Origin of the sequence: Pseudomonas sp. BIGb0381, from assembly GCF_024809815.1 — a bacterium.
Taxonomy (GTDB): domain Bacteria; phylum Pseudomonadota; class Gammaproteobacteria; order Pseudomonadales; family Pseudomonadaceae; genus Aquipseudomonas.
In genome coordinates this window covers 29,559-46,911 of record NZ_JANUEN010000019.1, presented here as the reverse complement: position 1 = coordinate 46,911, position 17,353 = coordinate 29,559, and the positions used below count along the sequence as shown (strand labels likewise).

At 64.1% G+C, this 17,353-nt stretch carries 20 protein-coding genes; all 20 read left to right on the top strand.

Annotation, left to right across the window (positions count from 1 at the left end; translation table 11 throughout):
* The first annotated feature begins 78 nt into the window (after positions 1 to 78).
* Genes M2397_RS29345 through M2397_RS29250 form a run of 20 tightly spaced genes read left to right on the top strand, consistent with a single transcriptional unit; the run spans position 79 to position 17,332 of the window.
* On the top strand, positions 79 to 798 hold the full coding sequence (locus tag M2397_RS29345; RefSeq protein WP_131696838.1) for a beta-ketoacyl synthase chain length factor: 720 nt from the start codon (positions 79 to 81) through the stop codon (positions 796 to 798).
* Entirely contained in the window at positions 774 to 1,586 is an 813-nt protein-coding gene (locus M2397_RS29340; protein WP_167655581.1) for a 1-acyl-sn-glycerol-3-phosphate acyltransferase, read from the top strand. The genes M2397_RS29345 and M2397_RS29340 overlap by 25 nt, the downstream gene beginning before the upstream one ends.
* A complete protein-coding gene (locus tag M2397_RS29335) occupies positions 1,564 to 1,833 on the top strand; it encodes a phosphopantetheine-binding protein (protein ID WP_145335942.1) in 270 nt (89 codons plus the stop codon). Before M2397_RS29340 ends, M2397_RS29335 begins: the two co-directional genes overlap by 23 nt.
* A gap of 9 nt (positions 1,834 to 1,842) precedes the next feature.
* A complete protein-coding gene (locus M2397_RS29330) occupies positions 1,843 to 2,097 on the top strand; it encodes an acyl carrier protein (protein WP_003187949.1) in 255 nt (84 codons plus the stop codon).
* Positions 2,094 to 2,639, top strand: a complete 546-nt coding sequence (locus M2397_RS29325; protein ID WP_259244938.1) for a hypothetical protein — start codon at positions 2,094 to 2,096, stop codon at positions 2,637 to 2,639. Before M2397_RS29330 ends, M2397_RS29325 begins: the two co-directional genes overlap by 4 nt.
* Complete coding sequence (locus tag M2397_RS29320) at positions 2,636 to 4,306, top strand: acyl-CoA synthetase family protein (protein ID WP_259244936.1); 1,671 nt, start codon at positions 2,636 to 2,638, stop codon at positions 4,304 to 4,306. The genes M2397_RS29325 and M2397_RS29320 overlap by 4 nt, the downstream gene beginning before the upstream one ends.
* Entirely contained in the window at positions 4,299 to 5,033 is a 735-nt protein-coding gene (locus M2397_RS29315) for a glycosyltransferase family 2 protein (RefSeq protein WP_131696843.1), read from the top strand. Before M2397_RS29320 ends, M2397_RS29315 begins: the two co-directional genes overlap by 8 nt.
* A complete protein-coding gene (locus M2397_RS29310; RefSeq protein ID WP_131696844.1) occupies positions 5,030 to 5,965 on the top strand; it encodes a glycosyl transferase in 936 nt (311 codons plus the stop codon). Before M2397_RS29315 ends, M2397_RS29310 begins: the two co-directional genes overlap by 4 nt.
* Positions 5,949 to 7,490: a histidine ammonia-lyase gene (gene hutH, locus M2397_RS29305; RefSeq protein WP_131696845.1), complete on the top strand. Its 1,542-nt coding sequence runs from the start codon at positions 5,949 to 5,951 to the stop codon at positions 7,488 to 7,490. The genes M2397_RS29310 and hutH overlap by 17 nt, the downstream gene beginning before the upstream one ends.
* Complete coding sequence (locus M2397_RS29300) at positions 7,483 to 7,908, top strand: thioesterase family protein (RefSeq protein ID WP_131696846.1); 426 nt, start codon at positions 7,483 to 7,485, stop codon at positions 7,906 to 7,908. The genes hutH and M2397_RS29300 overlap by 8 nt, the downstream gene beginning before the upstream one ends.
* Positions 7,905 to 8,495, top strand: a complete 591-nt coding sequence (locus M2397_RS29295) for an outer membrane lipoprotein carrier protein LolA (protein WP_145335936.1) — start codon at positions 7,905 to 7,907, stop codon at positions 8,493 to 8,495. Before M2397_RS29300 ends, M2397_RS29295 begins: the two co-directional genes overlap by 4 nt.
* On the top strand, positions 8,485 to 10,797 hold the full coding sequence (locus M2397_RS29290; RefSeq protein WP_184745458.1) for an MMPL family transporter: 2,313 nt from the start codon (positions 8,485 to 8,487) through the stop codon (positions 10,795 to 10,797). The genes M2397_RS29295 and M2397_RS29290 overlap by 11 nt, the downstream gene beginning before the upstream one ends.
* A gap of 33 nt (positions 10,798 to 10,830) precedes the next feature.
* Positions 10,831 to 12,078 (top strand): NAD(P)/FAD-dependent oxidoreductase, encoded by a 1,248-nt coding sequence (locus M2397_RS29285; protein ID WP_256663414.1) that lies wholly within the window; start codon positions 10,831 to 10,833, stop codon positions 12,076 to 12,078.
* Complete coding sequence (locus tag M2397_RS29280) at positions 12,075 to 12,809, top strand: class I SAM-dependent methyltransferase (RefSeq protein WP_259244935.1); 735 nt, start codon at positions 12,075 to 12,077, stop codon at positions 12,807 to 12,809. Before M2397_RS29285 ends, M2397_RS29280 begins: the two co-directional genes overlap by 4 nt.
* On the top strand, positions 12,806 to 13,288 hold the full coding sequence (locus M2397_RS29275) for a hypothetical protein (protein ID WP_259244934.1): 483 nt from the start codon (positions 12,806 to 12,808) through the stop codon (positions 13,286 to 13,288). Before M2397_RS29280 ends, M2397_RS29275 begins: the two co-directional genes overlap by 4 nt.
* Positions 13,285 to 14,451: a beta-ketoacyl-[acyl-carrier-protein] synthase family protein gene (locus M2397_RS29270; protein ID WP_131696851.1), complete on the top strand. Its 1,167-nt coding sequence runs from the start codon at positions 13,285 to 13,287 to the stop codon at positions 14,449 to 14,451. Before M2397_RS29275 ends, M2397_RS29270 begins: the two co-directional genes overlap by 4 nt.
* Positions 14,448 to 14,909, top strand: coding sequence for a hotdog family protein (locus M2397_RS29265; RefSeq protein WP_131696852.1), 462 nt, complete (start codon positions 14,448 to 14,450; stop codon positions 14,907 to 14,909). Before M2397_RS29270 ends, M2397_RS29265 begins: the two co-directional genes overlap by 4 nt.
* Positions 14,906 to 15,634, top strand: coding sequence for a 3-oxoacyl-ACP reductase FabG (gene fabG / locus M2397_RS29260; protein WP_145335929.1), 729 nt, complete (start codon positions 14,906 to 14,908; stop codon positions 15,632 to 15,634). The genes M2397_RS29265 and fabG overlap by 4 nt, the downstream gene beginning before the upstream one ends.
* The gene (locus M2397_RS29255; RefSeq protein WP_167655590.1) at positions 15,634 to 16,860 is read left to right on the top strand and encodes a beta-ketoacyl-ACP synthase; all 1,227 of its coding nucleotides are present in this window, start codon (positions 15,634 to 15,636) and stop codon (positions 16,858 to 16,860) included. The genes fabG and M2397_RS29255 overlap by 1 nt, the downstream gene beginning before the upstream one ends.
* A 25-nt stretch (positions 16,861 to 16,885) precedes the next feature.
* On the top strand, positions 16,886 to 17,332 hold the full coding sequence (locus M2397_RS29250) for a hypothetical protein (protein WP_131696855.1): 447 nt from the start codon (positions 16,886 to 16,888) through the stop codon (positions 17,330 to 17,332).
* Positions 17,333 to 17,353 lie beyond the last annotated feature (21 nt).

Below are 17,353 nucleotides of genomic sequence, written 5' to 3'. Positions count from 1 at the left end.
TTCGGCGATTGCTCCCTGTCCCGGTATTCGGGGCCAAAAGCCGCACATGGAAGCCCGCAGGGGCGGGATAACTTCTCAGTGATCAACTTCAACATCGCCCAATGGCGTGCCTGGGCTCCTGGCCTGGAAAGCACGGACGACTGGCACGCCTGGTGCCAGGCCCCGGTGTTGCTGCCTGCCAGCGATGCGTCCCCCGACGTGTCATTCCTGCCGGCCATGCAGCGCCGCCGCCTGAGCCGCCTGGCACGCATGGCATTCAGCGTGGGCTGGCCGTTGGCCGAAGGCCTGCAAGACCTGCCGCTGGTGTTTATTTCCCGGCATGGCGAAACCCCGCGCACCCTGGACATCCTCAGTGACCTGGCCAACGACCAGCCGCTGTCGCCGACCCAATTCAGCCTGTCGGTGCATAACGCGGTGATTGGCCTATGGTCGATCCTGCGCAATGAAACCAGCGAGATGACGGCCCTCGCCGCTGCCGGCGATGGCCTGGAGCACGGCATGCTCGAAGCCGCCGCGCTGCTCAATGAAGGCGCCCCGGCAGTATTGCTCGTGATCACCGAAGAACAGCCGCCCGAGGCCTACGCCAGTTGGATCGTTGACGTGCCCTTCCCCTACGCCCTCGGCCTGCTGCTGACACCAGGCGACGAGTGGCAACTGGAACTCACCGCGAGCACTGTCCAACTCACTCAAACCCAGTGGCCCCACGCCCTGAACCTGCTACGCACCCTGCTCACCGAACAGGGCGCCTGCCAACATGCCTGGAAGAACCGTGTATGGAACTGGCAACGCAAGCCGTGAACGAAAAGCCACGGGATGCCTACTACTGGCGCCTGTTCGCCACTGCCGCCAGCTTCTTCGTGTTTGGCGTCGGCGGGTTGTGCCTGCGTTTGCTGGTGTTTCCCTTGCTCAGTTGCCTGCCGGGCAACGTCGAAAGACACCAGCGCCGCGCCCGTCATACCATCAGCAAGCTGTTCTGGTTCTTTATCCGCATGATGCAGCGCGCCGGGGTGCTGACCTACAGCGTAGAAGGCGCCGAAAGGCTCGGCCAGCCGGGCCAGATGATCATCGCCAACCACCCGTCGCTGATTGACGTGGTGTTCCTGATCGGCCTGATGCGCCAGACCAATTGCGTGATCAAGCAGAGCCTGTTTCAAAACCCGTTCACCCGTGGCCCGGTGCGCGACGCGGGCTATATAAGCAACGACGGCAGCGCGGACATGCTCGACGCCGCCGCCGACGCCCTGCGCGAAGGCCAGACGCTGATCATCTTTCCCGAGGGCACCCGCACCACACCCGGCGTAGCGCCCGCCTTTCATCGCGGGGCCGCTGCCATTGCGCTGCGTGGTGCGACAATCATCACCCCGGTGGTGATCAAGGTCAGCCCCACCACCCTGACCAAGGCCGAACCCTGGTATCGCATCCCGAAACGCCGTTTTCACTTCAGTTTGCGGGTGGGTGCCGATATAGAACCACAGGCGTTCGCAACACTGGGGCCCGCGCCCCAGGCCTCACGCAAGCTCAACGATTACCTGCACCACTATTTCATTAAGGAGCTCGCCGAAGATGAGCGACCAACAACGCCTTGAGCACGACATAAAGATACTGATCATCGAGGCCCTGGGCCTGGAAGACATCAGCGCCGACGACATCGGCAGCGACCAGACCCTGTTCGGCGAAGGCCTGGGCCTGGATTCGGTAGACGCCCTGGAATTGGGCCTGGCGATCCAGAAAACGTACGGCATCAAGATCGATGCCGACGCCAAGGACACACGCGATCACTTCACCAACGTGGCCAGCCTTGCGGCGTTCGTCACGGCCAGACAGGCAGCTTGAGACCGGACCATGCAAACTCGTGACGATATTTTCAACACCCTGCGCGATGCCTTGGTGGAACTGTTTGAACTGCCGCCGGAACGCGTCACCCTCGACGCCAACCTGTACCAGGACCTGGAAATCGACAGCATCGATGCGGTGGACCTGATCGACCATATCAAGCGCCAGACCGGCAAGAAGATCGCTGCCGAAGAGTTCAAGGCCGTGCGCACCGTGAACGACGTGGTTGAGGCGGTGTACCGTCTGGTCCAACCCGCCGCATGAGCCGGCTGATCGGCCTTGGCCTGTTGTTGGCGGGGCTGCTGTACCCCTTTGCGGTGTATTACGGCACCGAGCACTTTGCGCCGTGGCAGTTCGGGTTGCTGCTGGGCAGCCTGTGGCTGCTGCGCGCGGTCACTGGCGCTTCGCGCCCCGGCAGCCGCTGGATGGCGTTGGCGGTGATCGTGTTTTGCCTGGCCCTGGCCTGGTTCGATAACCCGCACCTGTTGCGCTGGTACCCGAGCCTGGTCAGTGCGTTCATGTTGGCGCTGTTCGGCCTGAGCCTGAAATACGGCCCGCCGATGGTAGAGCGCCTGGCACGCATGACCGACCCGGTACTGCCGCCAAACGCGATTGTGTATACGCGCCAGGTCACCGTGGTGTGGTGCGTGTTTTTTCTGTGTAATGGCCTGCTCGCCGCTGCCCTCACCCTATGGGCGCCGTTGAGCTGGTGGACGTTGTACAACGGCTTGATCGCCTACGGGCTGATGGGGCTGTTGTTTGCCGTGGAATGGCTGGTACGACAAAGGGTTCGAGGCCGCGTATGAATGGGTTGAATCTTGAGCACCTGTTGCTCGAGCCGCTGGAACAGCGTTTGGTGACCACCGAACCTGCGATGAATCACGCCCAGCTGTGGGAACACTCCCTGAGCCTGGCGGCCGGGTTGCAAGCGCGTGGCATCCAGCGCCTGGCCCTGCACCTGGAAGACGCAGGCCTGCTGGCAATTGCACTGCTGGGCGCCTGGCGCGCCGGGGCCAGCGTGCTGCTGCCCGGCGATCTGCAACCCCAGACCCGCCAACGCTGGGACGCGGTTGTCGACGCCTGGCTGACTGAAGCGCCAGACCTGGACGCGTTGTATCAAGCGCCGTTGAGCCCGGCCGCCCTCGACCTGGACACCTGCCAACTGAGCCTGTGCACCTCCGGTTCCAGCGGCGAACCCAAGCGTATCGACAAGACCCTGCGCCAACTGGCCAATGAGGTCAAGGCCCTGGAAGCGTTGTGGGGTGCAGACCTTAAAGACGCCTGCATCATCGGCAGCGTCGCCACCCAGCACATCTACGGTTTGCTGTTCCGCGTGCTGTGGCCGCTGTGCGCCGGGCGCAGCTTTGTGCGCCGCCAGTTGGCTTTTCCGGAAGACATGCAACGCGCCAGCCGCGAACACCCGCAATTCGCCTGGGTCGCCAGCCCGGCGCTGCTCAAGCGCATGGGCGACAACCTCGATTGGCCAGCGCTTAGCCAGGTATCGCGGGTGTTCTCGTCGGGCGGTGCCTTGCCCATCGAGGCGGCCAGCAGTCTTTACGAGCGCTTGCAGCAATGGCCGACAGAGATTCTCGGCAGCTCGGAAACCGGTGGCATCGCCTGGCGCCAGGGCGCGCAACCCTGGCAGCCGTTCGCCGATATACACCTGAGCCAGGATGCCGACGGTGCACTGCGCATCGCTTCGCCTTACTTGCCCGTCGGGCATATAGAGCAAACCGCTGACGCGGCGCGCATCCATGCCGATGGTCGCTTCGAGCTGCTCGGGCGCCTGGACCGTATCGTCAAGCTGGAAGAAAAACGCATCTCCCTGCCCATGCTCGAACAGGCGCTGATGGCCCACCCGTGGGTCGCCGAAACGCGCCTGGGCGTGGTGCAGGAAAACCGCGCCTCACTCGGCGCGCTGGTGGTGCTCAGTGCCGACGGCCTGCACGCCCTGCGCAACCAGGGCCGACGCACCGTCACCCAGACCCTGCGCCAACATTTAAGCCAGCATTGCGAAGCCCTGGCGCTGCCGCGCCGCTGGCGGCTGCTGCGCCAGCTGCCACTGAATGCCCAGGGCAAACTGCCCCAGGCCGATGTGGCCGCGTTGCTGCTGGCGCCCCGGCCAAAAGCACCGGAAGTGCTGGAGCAAGTCGAAGTCGATGGCGAATGGACCGTGCAGATCATAGTCCCGCCGGACCTGGCCTACTTCAGCGGGCACTTTCCGGTCACACCTGTGCTGCCCGGCGTGGTGCAAGTGGAATGGGCATTCAACCTGGGCCAGCAACTGCTCGACCTGCCCGCGACCTTTGCCGGCATGGAAGTGCTCAAGTTCCAGCAACTGGTACGCCCCGGCGACCGCATCGAACTGCACCTGCGCTTCGACCAGGAACGCAGCAAGTTGTATTTCGCCTATCGCAACGGCGTCGCGGCCTGCTCCAGTGGCCGGATCCAATTGGAACCCGCCCATGCATAACCCCTGCGCCCTGATCCCGGTCTACAACCACGAGGCCGCCGTGCCCGCCGTGGTCCACAGCCTGTTGAGCAGCGGCCTGCCGTGCCTGTTGGTCGACGACGGCAGCAGTCCAGCCTGCGCAGCGGTACTGGCGCAATTGGCGGACCTGGATAACGTCACCCTGCTGACCCTGCCGAACAATCAAGGCAAAGGCGGCGCGGTGATGGCCGGGTTTCGCGAAGCGGCACGCCTGGGCTTCAGCCACGCCTTGCAGGTCGACGCCGACGGCCAGCACGACCTGCGCGAAGTCGAGACGTTTATCGACGCGTCCCGCAGGCAGCCCAACGCAATCATCTGCGGCTACCCCGAATACGACGAAAGCGTGCCCAAAGGCCGTTTGTACGCGCGTTACCTGACCCACGTGTGGGTGTGGATCAACACCCTGTCGCTGCAGATCCGCGACTCGATGTGCGGCTTTCGTGTGTATCCGCTGGCCCCGGTGCTGGCCCTGATGGACTCCGCCTACATCGGCACGCACATGGACTTCGACTCCGACATCCTGGTGCGCCTGGCCTGGCGTAACCAGCCGATGCGCTGGCTGCCGACCCAGGTGCATTACCCTGCCGACGGCCTGTCGCACTTCCGCCTGTTCCGCGACAACGTACGCATCAGCGCCATGCACACCCGGCTGTTCTTCGGCATGCTGGTGCGTGCACCGCTGATCCTGTGGCGACGGTGGCAGGCATGAGTGACAGCACCAAGCACTGGGCCGACCGCGAAGAGCGCGGCAGCTACTGGCTGATGAAATTCACCGCCCTCGCCGCCAAGGTCCTCGGCCGCCGCCTGCTGAGCCCGGTGCTGTACGGCATCGTGTTGTACTTCTTCCTGTTCGGCCGCACCGCGCGCCAGAGCGCCTGGCAATACCAGCAGCGCCTGGCCGACTGGAGCGGGCGCGACGAACTGCGCCCCAGCCAGCGCAAAGTCTTCGCCCAGTTCATGGCCTTCGCCGACGCCCTGCTCGACAAACTCGACGTGTGGAACGGCAAGCTGCGCCTGGAACAAATCGAGATCAACGACCCGGCGAAACTGCGCGGGCAATTGCGCGGCGAGCGCGGCCAGATGCTGGTCGGCGCACATTTGGGCAACCTCGAAGTGTGCCGCGCGCTGGCGGAAATCGGCGAAAAGGTCACCATGAACGTGCTGGTGCACACCAAGCACGCCGAACGTTTCAACCGCCTGCTGGGCGAAGCCGGTGCCACCCACTTGCGCCTGATCCAGGTCAGTGAGCTGGACCCTGCCACCATGCTGCTGCTCAGCCAGCGCCTGGACGACGGCGAGTGGCTGGCGATTGCCGGCGACCGCGTGCCCTTGCATGGCGGGCGCACGGTGCGCGTGGATTTCCTCGGCCATGACGCGGCCTTCCCCCAAGGCCCGTGGCTGCTGGCGGGCCTGCTGAAGTGCCCGGTCAACCTGCTGATGTGCCTGAAACACCAGGGCCGCTATCGCCTGACCATCGAGCCCTTCGCGCAACTGATCGAATGGAAACGCAGCACCCGCGAGCAGGTCATCGCCCTGTGGACCGCGCGCTACGCCGCACGCCTGGGCCAGTTCTGCCTGGAAGCGCCCCAACAATGGTTCAACTTTTACCCTTTCTGGAAGACCGATGACGACGCATCTTGAGCCGGTAACCTTTGGCGAACGCCCCCTGCGCATCGAAGACGTGCTGGCCCTGGCCAACCGTCAGGTGCCTACCCAGCTGCAAAGCGATGCCGCGTATCGCCAACGCATTGCCAAGGGCGCGCAGTTCCTCGACTCGCTGCTGGACAAGGAAGGCGTGATCTACGGCGTAACCACCGGCTACGGTGACTCCTGCGTGGTCGCGGTGCCGTTGCAACATGTCGAGGCCCTGCCCCGTCACCTGTACACCTTCCACGGTTGCGGCCTGGGCAAGTTGCTCGACGCCCAAGCCACCCGTGCGGTGCTGGCGGCGCGCTTGCAGTCGTTGTGCCACGGTGTCTCCGGGGTGCGCGTGGAACTGCTGGAGCGCCTGCATGGGTTCCTCGAACACGACGTGCTGCCGCTGATCCCGGAAGAAGGCTCGGTGGGCGCCAGCGGTGACCTGACGCCGTTGTCCTACGTGGCCGCGACCCTGTCCGGCGAGCGCGAAGTGCTGTTCCGGGGAGAGCGTCGCCTGGCCGCCGACGTGCACCGCGAACTCGGCTGGGAGCCGCTGGTACTGCGTCCCAAGGAAGCCCTGGCGCTGATGAACGGCACCGCGGTGATGACCGGCATCGCTTGCCTGGCCTTTGCCCGTGCCGACTACCTGCTGCAACTGGCCACACGCATCACCGCGCTGAACGTGGTGGCGCTGCAAGGCAATCCGGAACACTTCGACGAGCGTCTGTTCGCCGCCAAGCCACATCCGGGGCAGATGCAAGTCGCCGCCTGGCTGCGCAAGGACCTGGCGATCGACGCGCCGACCGCGCCGCTGCATCGCCTGCAGGATCGCTACTCGCTGCGCTGCGCGCCCCACGTCCTCGGCGTGCTGGCGGACAGCCTGAACTGGCTGCGCTCGTTTATCGAGATCGAGCTGAACAGCGCCAACGACAACCCGATCATCGACGCTGAGGAAGAGCGCGTGCTGCATGGCGGGCACTTCTACGGTGGGCATATCGCCTTTGCCATGGACAGCCTCAAGACCCTGGTGGCCAACGTCGCCGACCTGCTCGACCGCCAGCTCGCGCTGCTGGTGGATGTGCGCTACAACCACGGTCTGCCGAGCAACCTGTCCGGCGCGCCGGCTGACCGCGCGATGATCAACCATGGCTTCAAGGCCGTGCAGATCGGCACCAGCGCCTGGACCGCCGAAGCGCTGAAAAACACCATGCCGGCCAGCGTGTTCTCGCGCTCCACCGAGTGCCACAACCAGGACAAGGTGAGCATGGGCACCATCGCCGCCCGCGATGCGATCCGCGTGCTGGAACTGACCGAACAGGTCGCCGCCGCCACTCTGCTCGCCGCCAACCAGGGCGTGTGGCTGCGCGCCCAGGCCGACGACGCCCGCCCGTTGCCGCCGGCTCTGGCGGCCATGCATGCGGAACTGGCCCAGGACTTCCCGCCGGTCATCGAAGACCGTGCCCTCGAAGGCGAATTGCGCCTGTGCCTGCAACGCATCGCCGAGCAACACTGGAGGCTGCATGCGTAGCCCTGGCGTATTGCACAGCGACACCGAAATCCTCGTGCCGTTTTTTGACGTCGACACCATGAACGTCGTCTGGCACGGGCATTACGTGAAGTACCTGGAAGTCGCACGCTGCGCGCTGCTGGACAAGATCGGCCACAACTACACGGCGATGCTCGAAGCCGGCTACGCCTGGCCGGTGATCGACATGCAACTGCGCTATGTGCGCGGTGCGGTGTTCGGCCAGACGATCAACGTTCGCGCTAGCCTGGTGGAGTGGGAGAACCGTTTGAAGGTCAACTACCTGATCACCGACCTGGCCAGCGGCGAGCGCCTGACCCGCGCCAGCACTGTGCAGGTAGCGGTGGAAATCGCCAGTCGCGAGATGCAGCTGGCGTCCCCCAAAGTATTCACCGACGCCGTCGACAGGGCCTTGTCATGAAACTGATCACCTTCCTCGGCGCGTTGCTGCTGTCGCTTCAAGCCCAGGCCTTCGACCTGCAACAACTCAGCGACCAGTTGGCCAAACCCTCAGTGATCCACGGCAGCTTCACCCAGGAAAAACACCTGCGTGCGCTGCCGCAACCGTTGGTCAGCAAGGGCACCTTCGTCCTGGCCAAGGACCACGGCCTCCTGTGGCTGCTGAAAACCCCGCTGCAACAGGACTACCGCATCAGCGCCCAGGGCATCGCCCGCCGTGACGCCAACGGCTGGCAACTGCTGCCGAACAAGAGCGCCGGTGCCGAACAGAACCGTCTGTTCCTCGCCGTGCTCCAGGGCGACAGCAGCGGCTTGCAGCGTGACTTCGAGCTGCAACTGCAAGGCGAAGCCCGGCAATGGAAGCTCACGCTGATCCCGCGTTCACTGCTGCTCAAGCAGGTATTCACCCAGATCAATATCGACGGCGGTGAGCTGGTACACACCATCGAACTGCTGGAAACCCAAGGCGACAGCACCGTACTGCGCATGCAGGACAGCACCGCCGGCCAGCCATTGAGCGACGCGGAGCAACACGACTTTGCCCAGTGAGCGTCTATTGCCGCGCCTGTTCCTGATCCTGCTGGTGGCCGTGCTGGCCCTGGCCGGTTGGCAGTGGCGCCACGGTGCACCGCTGTCGGCCAACCTGATGGAGCTGGTGCCGGGCAGCACGCCGGACGCCTTGGAGTTGCAAGCCGAACAGCGCATGCAGGAGCCGCTCAACCGCGAAATACTGGTATTGGTGGGGCACGCCGATCGCCAGCAAGCGGTGGCCGTGGCGCAGCAATTGGGCGAACGCTGGCAGGCGAGCGGCTTGTTCGAGAAGGTCCAATGGAACCTGCAAGCCGACCTGCCGGCGCTGCGTGAGCAGTTGCTACGCGGGCGGCTGGCGATGCTCTCGGCCAAGGACCGCGAACAACTGATCGACCACCCCGACGCGTTCATCCAGCAACGGGTGCAGTCGCTGTTCGACCCCTTTACCGGCTTCAGCCTGGTGCCGAGCCAGGACGACTGGCTCGGCCTGACCGGGCGCATCCAGAACAGCCAGCCGCAACACGGCTCGGTGCAACTGGACATCGGCAGCGGCGCCTTGATCGCCGATGCCGACGGCAAGAGCTGGGTGCTGCTGCGCGCACGCACCACCGGCAATGCCTTCGACATGAAACTGCCGCTGCAAGTAGCGGATTTGCTCCAGGCCAGCCGCACGCAGGCCAGCGAACACGGCGCGCAATTGCTCGCCGCCAGCGGTTTGCTCTACGCCGCCAATGGGCAGCAACAGGCCACGCGGGAAATCACCTGGGTTGGCGGTGGCGCCACCGTCGGCATCCTGCTGTTGCTGTTGCTGGCGTTCCGCCGCTGGCGAGTGCTGCTGGCGTTTGTGCCGGTGCTGGTGGGCATGCTGTTTGGTGCCGTCGCTTGCGTGGCGCTGTTCGGCCATATGCATGTGATGACCCTGGTGCTCGGCTCCAGCCTGATCGGCGTCGCGGTGGATTACCCGCTGCACTACCTGTCGAAAAGCTGGAGCATGAACCCCTGGCGCAGTTGGCCGGCATTGCGCCTGACGCTGCCAGGGCTGAGCCTGAGCCTGGCCACCAGTTGCATTGGCTACCTGGCGTTGGCCTGGACGCCGTTTCCGGCCTTGACGCAAATCGCGGTGTTCTCCGCCGCGGGCCTGATCGGCGCTTACCTGTCAGCGGTGTGCCTGCTGCCGGCACTGCTCAAGGGTGTCGAACTGCGCCCGGCGCAGTGGCCGCTGCGCATCGCCGAGTGCCTGTGGCTGGTGCGGGCTTCCTTGCTCAAGCGCGTGCCGAGCCCATTTTTGCTGGCGTGGGTACTGTTGTTCTGCGCCGGTGGCCTGTGGCAGTTGAACAGCAAAAACGATATTCGCCAGTGGATCGGCGCGCCGCCGCAGTTGTTGCAAGAGGCGCAGGCGGTGGCACGCATTACCGGTTTCCAGCCCACCAGCCAGTTTTTCCTGATACGTGCGGATAACCAGCCGCAGTTGCTGGAGCGGCAAGCCGCCCTGGGCCAACGCCTGGACCAACTGGTGAATATGGACAAGCTCCAGGGTTACCTGGCGCTCAACCAACTGGTCAGCCTGCCCGCCGAACAACAGCAGCTGCGCGATGCCCTGAGCGCACTTCCACACCATTGGCAGCCACTGTTGGACCTCGGCGTGCCCGCCAGCGCCCTGCAAGCCGAAGTCGCGCAACTGCAAGCGCTACCTACCGAAGACATCGACGCTGCGCTGGTGGGGCCGTTGGCCGAACCCTGGCGCACGCTGTGGCTCGGCCCGGTGGACGGCGGTGTGGCGGCCATGGTCAGCCTGCAGGGCTTGAACAACCCGGCGCTGCTGCGGGTGCAGGCCGTGGATCTGCCCGGCGTGCAGTTGGTGGATCGCCTCGGTGATTTGAACCGTGTATTCGCCGACACGCAGATCAGCGCCGCCGAATTGAAGTTGATGTCGTGCGTGCTGATCGTGCTGTTACTGATCCTGCCGTTCGGCGTTGGCGGTGCCTTGCGCATCGTCGCCCTGCCGTTGCTGGCGGCGCTGTGCAGCCTGGCCAGCCTGGGTTGGCTGGGCCAGCCGTTGACCCTGTTCAGCCTGTTCGGGTTGCTGCTGGTCACGGCCATCAGTGTCGACTATGCGATTTTGATGCGCGAACAGATCGGCGGCCCTGCTGTCAGCCTTTTAGGCACACTGCTGGCGGCACTGACAACCTGGTTGTCATTCGGCCTGCTGGCGGTGTCCAGCACCCCCGCAGTGAGTAATTTCGGCCTGTCGGTCAGCCTGGGCCTGGCATTCAGCTTTATGCTGGCGCCCTGGGCCGGCCAACGGAAACATGCCTCATGAATGTAGTTATCGCCAAAGCGGCAAGGAGCCCTCGTGCCCATAGTTGAAATGGAACGTCGCCAGGTGGTGGTGATTGGTGCCGGGCCATCCGGCGCGATTGCCGCCGCGCTGTTGAAGCGCAAAGGGCATGATGTATTGATCATCGAGCGCCAGCATTTTCCGCGCTTCTCGATCGGTGAAAGCCTGCTGTCGCACTGCATCGATTTTATCGAGGAGGCCGGCATGCTCGACGCCGTGCAGGCCGCGGGTTTCCAGGTAAAAACCGGTGCCGCGTTTGCCTGGGGCGAGCGTTACAGCGCATTTGATTTCGGTGACACCTTCAGCAACGGCAAGCCGACCACCTTCCAGGTGCAGCGCGGCGAGTTCGACAAGTTGCTGGCCGATCAGGCAGCCCAGCAAGGCGTCGACATCCGCTACGGCGAAACCATCGTCGGCGTGGATTTCTCCGGTGAGTGCCGCTACCTGCATGTGCGCCGCGAGAACGGCAGCGAGTACCACATCAAGGCCAAGTTCGTGCTCGATGCCAGCGGCTACGGCCGTGTGCTGCCGCGCCTGCTCGACCTGGAGGCACCGTCGAATTTCCCGCTGCGCCAGGCGGTGTTCACCCACGTTGAAGACCGCATCGAACACCCAGGCTTCGACCGCACCAAGATCCTGATAACCACACACCCTACGAAGCGCGACATCTGGTTCTGGACCATCCCGTTCAGCAACGGTCGCTGCTCGGTGGGCGTGGTTGCGGCCAAGGAGCATTTCGACGGTCGCGACGCTGACCTCGACGCCTGCCTGCGCGGCTTTATCGACGAAACCCCGAGCTTGTCCGGCGTGCTGCATAACGCCGTATGGGACACGCCAGCGCGCACCATCGGCGGCTACTCGGCCAACGTCAAAACCCTGCACGGCCCGGGCTTTGCGCTGCTGGGCAATGCGGCGGAATTCCTCGACCCGGTGTTCTCCTCCGGCGTGACCATCGCCATGCGTTCGGCGAGCATGGCCGCTGGCGTACTGCATCGTCAGCTCAAAGGCGAGACCGTAGACTGGCAAACCGAGTTTGCCGAGCCGCTCAAGCGCGGTGTCGACACCTTCCGCTGCTACGTTGAAGGCTGGTACGCCGGTACGTTCCAGGATGTGATTTTCCACGCCGGCAGCTCACCGGAAATTCGCCGGATGATCAGCTCGATCCTCGCTGGCTATGCGTGGGACGAGCGCAACCCGTTCGTCAGTGAGCCCAAGCGGCGGTTGCGGATGTTGTCGGAAATTTGTGCAGGGGATCCCGCGTGAGCAGTCGGTACTTAAGCAAGAACTATGTTGAGGAAACCAAGTTCGGCTTCTGGTTCCTACGCAGCCACACGTGGCAGCACCATGTGTTGCGCGTGGCGATCAATGACTTGCGCAGCCGCTTCAGCGAACCCCTGCCCGAGGCCCCGGTGTTGCTGGACGCCGGTTGCGGCCAGGGCAAATCCTTCAAGTTGCTGCAGCAGGTGTTTGCGCCTTCCCGCCTGATCGGCCTGGATGCCGACCCGCACAGCCTGGAACTGAGCCGCCAGGAAGCCGCTCGCCAAGGCCTGGACGTCGAGCTGATCGGCAGTGACTGCGCCACCCTCGACGTGCCGGATGCCAGTGTCGACATCCTGTTCTGTCACCAGACCTTCCATCATCTGGTCGAACAGCAACGTGCGTTGAGCGAGTTCTATCGGGTGCTCAAGCCTGGCGGTTACCTGTTGTTTGCCGAATCCACCGAAGCCTATATCGACACCTGGGTGATCCGCTGGCTGTTCCGCCACCCGATGCATGTGCAAAAAAGCGCCGAAGAATACCTGGAGATGCTCCGCGAGCAAGGCTTCACCTTCGGCCCGCAGAACATCTCGTACCCGTACCTGTGGTGGAGCCGCTCCAGCGACTTCGGCCTGTTGGAACGCTGGGGGTTGCGCAAGGCGCCGCCGGTGGGCCAACGCGAAGAAACCCTGGTCAACTGCGTGGCGCGCAAACCCCTGGCGAGCACCACACCATGATCCGCCTGCTGTTGATGGGTTGCCTGTTGCTGCTGAGTGCCTGCGCCAGCCAGCCGCCGCTGCCTGAAAAAACCCCGGCCCTGACCCTGCCGCTGCAATTGCATGTGCAGCGCCTGGAAGGCGGCCAGAGCCAGGACTGGCTGCTGGTGATCCAACGCGAAGGCGCTGGCATTCGCTGGTCGATGATGGACCCGCTGGGCATCCCCCAGGCTCGGCAAAAACTGATCGATGGCCAGTGGCAGGCCGATGGTCTGCTGCCGCCCAATCCTCAGGCGCGTGAGCTGTTTGCCGCCCTGTTGTTTGCCTTGAGCTCGGCGGATGAGGTCCGCGCACTCTATCCCGGCGCCCGGGCGATGGGCCTCACGCGCACCCTGCCGGGCCATTGGCAAATCGTCTATCAATCCTCAGAGGTGTTCAGCGTGAACATGGCAGGCCAGCCCCTGAGCTACCGTATTACGCCACTCGGTGCCGCCCGATGACCGCCTACCTCAACGCCCTCGGCGTGATCTGCGCCCTCGGTCGGAACCCGGCTGAAGTCAGCCGCAGCCTGTTTGCCGGTGATTGCTCAGGCATGCGCGCTGAAAGTGGCTGGGTGCCGGAGCGCGTATTGCCGGTGGCGGGTGTGCACGGCGAGCTGGCGATTATCCCGGTGGAGCTCGGCCAGCAGAGCAGCCGCAACAATCAGTTGCTGCTGGAAGCGGCGTTGCAGATCGAAAGCGAGATTCGCCAAGCCATCCACACCTACGGCGCCTCACGGGTCGGCATTGTGCTGGGCACCAGCACCTCGGGCATCGATGAAGCCAGCCGCGGCATCGCCCAGTATTTACGCGACAAGCACTTCCCCGGCGACTATGACTACCAGCAACAGGAACTCAGCGCGCCGGCGAATTTCCTCGCCGACTGGCTGCAACTGAGCGGCCCGGCCTATGTGATCTCCACCGCCTGTACGTCCAGCGCCCGCGCGCTGATGAGCGCCCAGCGCCTGCTCGACCTGGGGGTATGCGATGCGGTGATCTGCGGCGGCGTGGACAGCCTGTGCAAGCTGACCCTCAACGGCTTCAGCGCGTTGGAAGCAGTGTCCAACGAGCGCTGCAATCCATTTTCGGTGAACCGCAACGGCATCAATATCGGTGAAGCGGCGGTGCTGTTTGTGATGAGCAAAGCCCCTGGGCCCATTGCCCTGCTGGGCTGCGGTGCAAGTAGCGATGCGCACCATATCTCCGCGCCGGAACCCACCGGCAAAGGCGCGTTGCAAGCGATGCGCAAGGCGCTGGCCAGCGCGAAGCTTGCACCCGAGCAGATCGGCTACCTGAACCTGCACGGCACCGCCACCCAACACAACGACGCCATGGAAAGCCTGGCCGTCGCCAGCCTGTTCCCCAAAGGCGTGGCCTGCTCGTCGACCAAACCCATGAGCGGCCACACCCTGGGCGCGGCCGGTGCGCTGGAAGCCGCGTTCTGTTGGCTGAGCCTGGCCCACGGCCGGGTGCCGCCCCATGTGTGGGACGGCCAGGCCGACCCCACGCTGCCCGCCTTGCAATGGGCTCTCAACGGCGAAACCTTGGATAAACCCTGCCTGATGAGCAACTCGTTTGCCTTCGGCGGTAACAACGTCAGCCTGATAATCGGAGCCGCCCCATGACCGATTGGCCACTCGCCGAACTGTTGCCCCACGCGGGCGACATGATCCTGATCGACCAGGTGCTGTCGTTCGATGAAGAGCAGATCCACACCCGCCTCACCGTCAAGCCGGTCGGCCTGTTCAATCGCCCTGACGGCAGCCTGCCGGCCTGGGTCGGTATCGAGCTGATGGCACAAAGCGTCGCCGCCTACGCCGGCTGTCGCGCCCGTCAAAAGGGTGAAGAGGTGGAACTGGGCTTCCTGCTCGGCACACGCAAGTTCGAGTGCAACGTGGAACACTTCCCGGCCGGCGCCGAGTTGAACATCCACGGCCTGCGCTCCCTGGAAGACGACAACGGCATGGGTGTGTTCGAATGCCACTTGAGCGGTGACGGTATCCAGGCCAGCGCGCGCCTGAACGTATTTCGACCGCCCCAGGCGGCCAACTATTTAGATGACTCGAAGGACGAAACGCCATGACTGAATCCGTACTGGTCACCGGCTCCAGCCGTGGCATCGGCCGCGCCATTGCCCTGCGCCTGGCCCAGGCCGGGCATGACATCGTGCTGCATTGCCGCAGCGGGCGGGCCGAAGCCTGCGCGGTACAGCTCGAGATTCAAGCCTTGGGCCGCCAGGCGCGGGTGCTGCAATTCGATGTGGCCGACCGCGCCGCGTGCAAGGAAATCCTTGAAGCCGACGTGGAGCAACACGGCGCTTATTACGGCGTGGTGCTCAACGCCGGCCTGACCCGCGACGGCGCCTTCCCGGCCTTGTCGGAAGACGATTGGGACGTGGTGATGCGCACCAACCTCGATGGTTTCTACAACGTGCTGCACCCGGTGATGATGCCGATGATTCGGCGTCGCGCGGCCGGGCGTATCGTCTGCATCACTTCGGTCTCGGGACTGATCGGCAACCGTGGCCAAGTCAACTACAGCGCCTCCAAGGCCGGCCTGATCGGTGCGGCCAAAGCGTTGGCCATCGAGCTGGGCAAGCGCAAGATCACCGTCAACTGCGTTGCGCCCGGCTTGATCGACACCGCCATGCTGGATGAAAACGTACCGGTGGAAGAACTGATGAAGATGATCCCGGCGCAACGCATGGGCACCCCGGAAGAAGTCGCCAGTGCGGTGAATTTCCTGATGTCGGCCGAAGCCGGCTATATCACGCGCCAGGTCCTGGCCGTGAATGGAGGCCTGTGCTGATGAAGCGCGTCGTCGTCACCGGCATGGCCGGCGTGACCTCCCTGGGCAGCGACTGGGACACCATCGCCGCCAACTTTCGCGCCAACCGCAGCGGCATCCGGCGCATGGACGAGTGGGATCGCTTTACCGAATTGAACACGCGCCTGGCCGGGCCGATCGATGATTTCGTCGTGCCCGCCCACTGGACGCGCAAGCAGCTGCGCAGCATGGGCCGCGTCTCGCGCCTGGCGGTGTGGGCCGCGGAGCAGGCGTTGCAGGACGCGGGTTTACTCGGTGACGAGTCGATCAAGGACGGGCGCATGGGCGTCGCTTGCGGCTCATCCACCGGCAGCACCGACGAGATCAAGGCGTTCGGCAATATGCTGCTGAACTCGGTGGCCGAGGGGCTCAATGCCAATTCCTACGTGCGCATGATGCCGCACACCACGGCGGCGAATATCAGCATTTTCTTTGGCCTCACTGGGCGGCTGATCCCCACGTCCAGCGCGTGCACCAGTGGCAGCCAGGGCATCGGCTACGCCTATGAGGCGATCAAGTTCGGTCGCCTGCCGTTGATGCTCGCCGGCGGCGCCGAGGAGCTGTGCCCCACCGAAGCCATGGTGTTTGATGCGCTCTACGCCACCAGCCTGAAGAACGATGCGCCGCAGACCAGCCCGCGCCCCTACGACAGCGGCCGCGATGGCCTGGTGATCGGCGAAGGCGGCGGCATGCTGGTGCTCGAAGAGCTGGACCACGCACTGGCGCGGGGTGCGCATATCCATGCCGAGATCGTCGGCTTTGGCAGCAATGCCGACGGCCAGCACACCACCCGCCCGGAACAGAAAACCATGCGCCGCGCCATGGAACTGGCCCTGGAAGATGCGGGCCTGGAGCCTGTCGCCATCGGCTACGTCAACGGCCACGGCACCGCCACCGACCAGGGCGACATCGCCGAAACCCAGGCCACCAGCAGCCTGTTCGGCAGCCGTATGCCCATCAGCTCGCAGAAAAGCTTCCTCGGCCACACCTTGGGCGCCTGCGGGGCGCTGGAGTCATGGTTCAGCATCGAGATGATGAACCGCGACCAGTACGTGCACACCTTCAACCTGGATTCCGTCGACCCGCAATGCGGCGCGCTGGATTACCTGCAGGGTGAATTTCGCGAGATGCACCACGACTACGTGATGAACAACAACTTTGCCTTTGGCGGCGTCAATACGTCGCTGATCTTCCGCCGCTGGTCCTGAATTTTTAATGATTGGAGAATACGGAATGTCTTCCTTACTACGCGCTACGCTGATCACCCTGGCCCTGCTGACCACCGCCGGCTGTACCAGCAAACCGATCCTCAACACCCAGCACGACCTGCCGGCCGATGCCCAGGTCAGTGAAGAGAAAATGAAAACGGTGATCGTCAACGCCCTGCAAAAACGCGAGTGGACGGTGCAACGCCTGAGTCCGCAGCTGGTTCAGGCCGAGATCACCGTGCGCAACCAGTACTACGCGGCCATCGACATCCGCTACACCCGCAACAGCTACGCCATCACCTACCGCGACAGCCGCCAGTTGGGCTACAAGGACGGCAAGATCCATCGCAACTACAACCGTTGGGTGAACAATCTGGACAGCGACATCATGGCGGGATTGCGCAGCAATGGCGTGAGTGGTGAGGCAGGGTCGGCGGCGCAGTTGTTCGAGCAGACGGGCACCTCAAAGTAAAACCAAAGCCAGGCATAACCT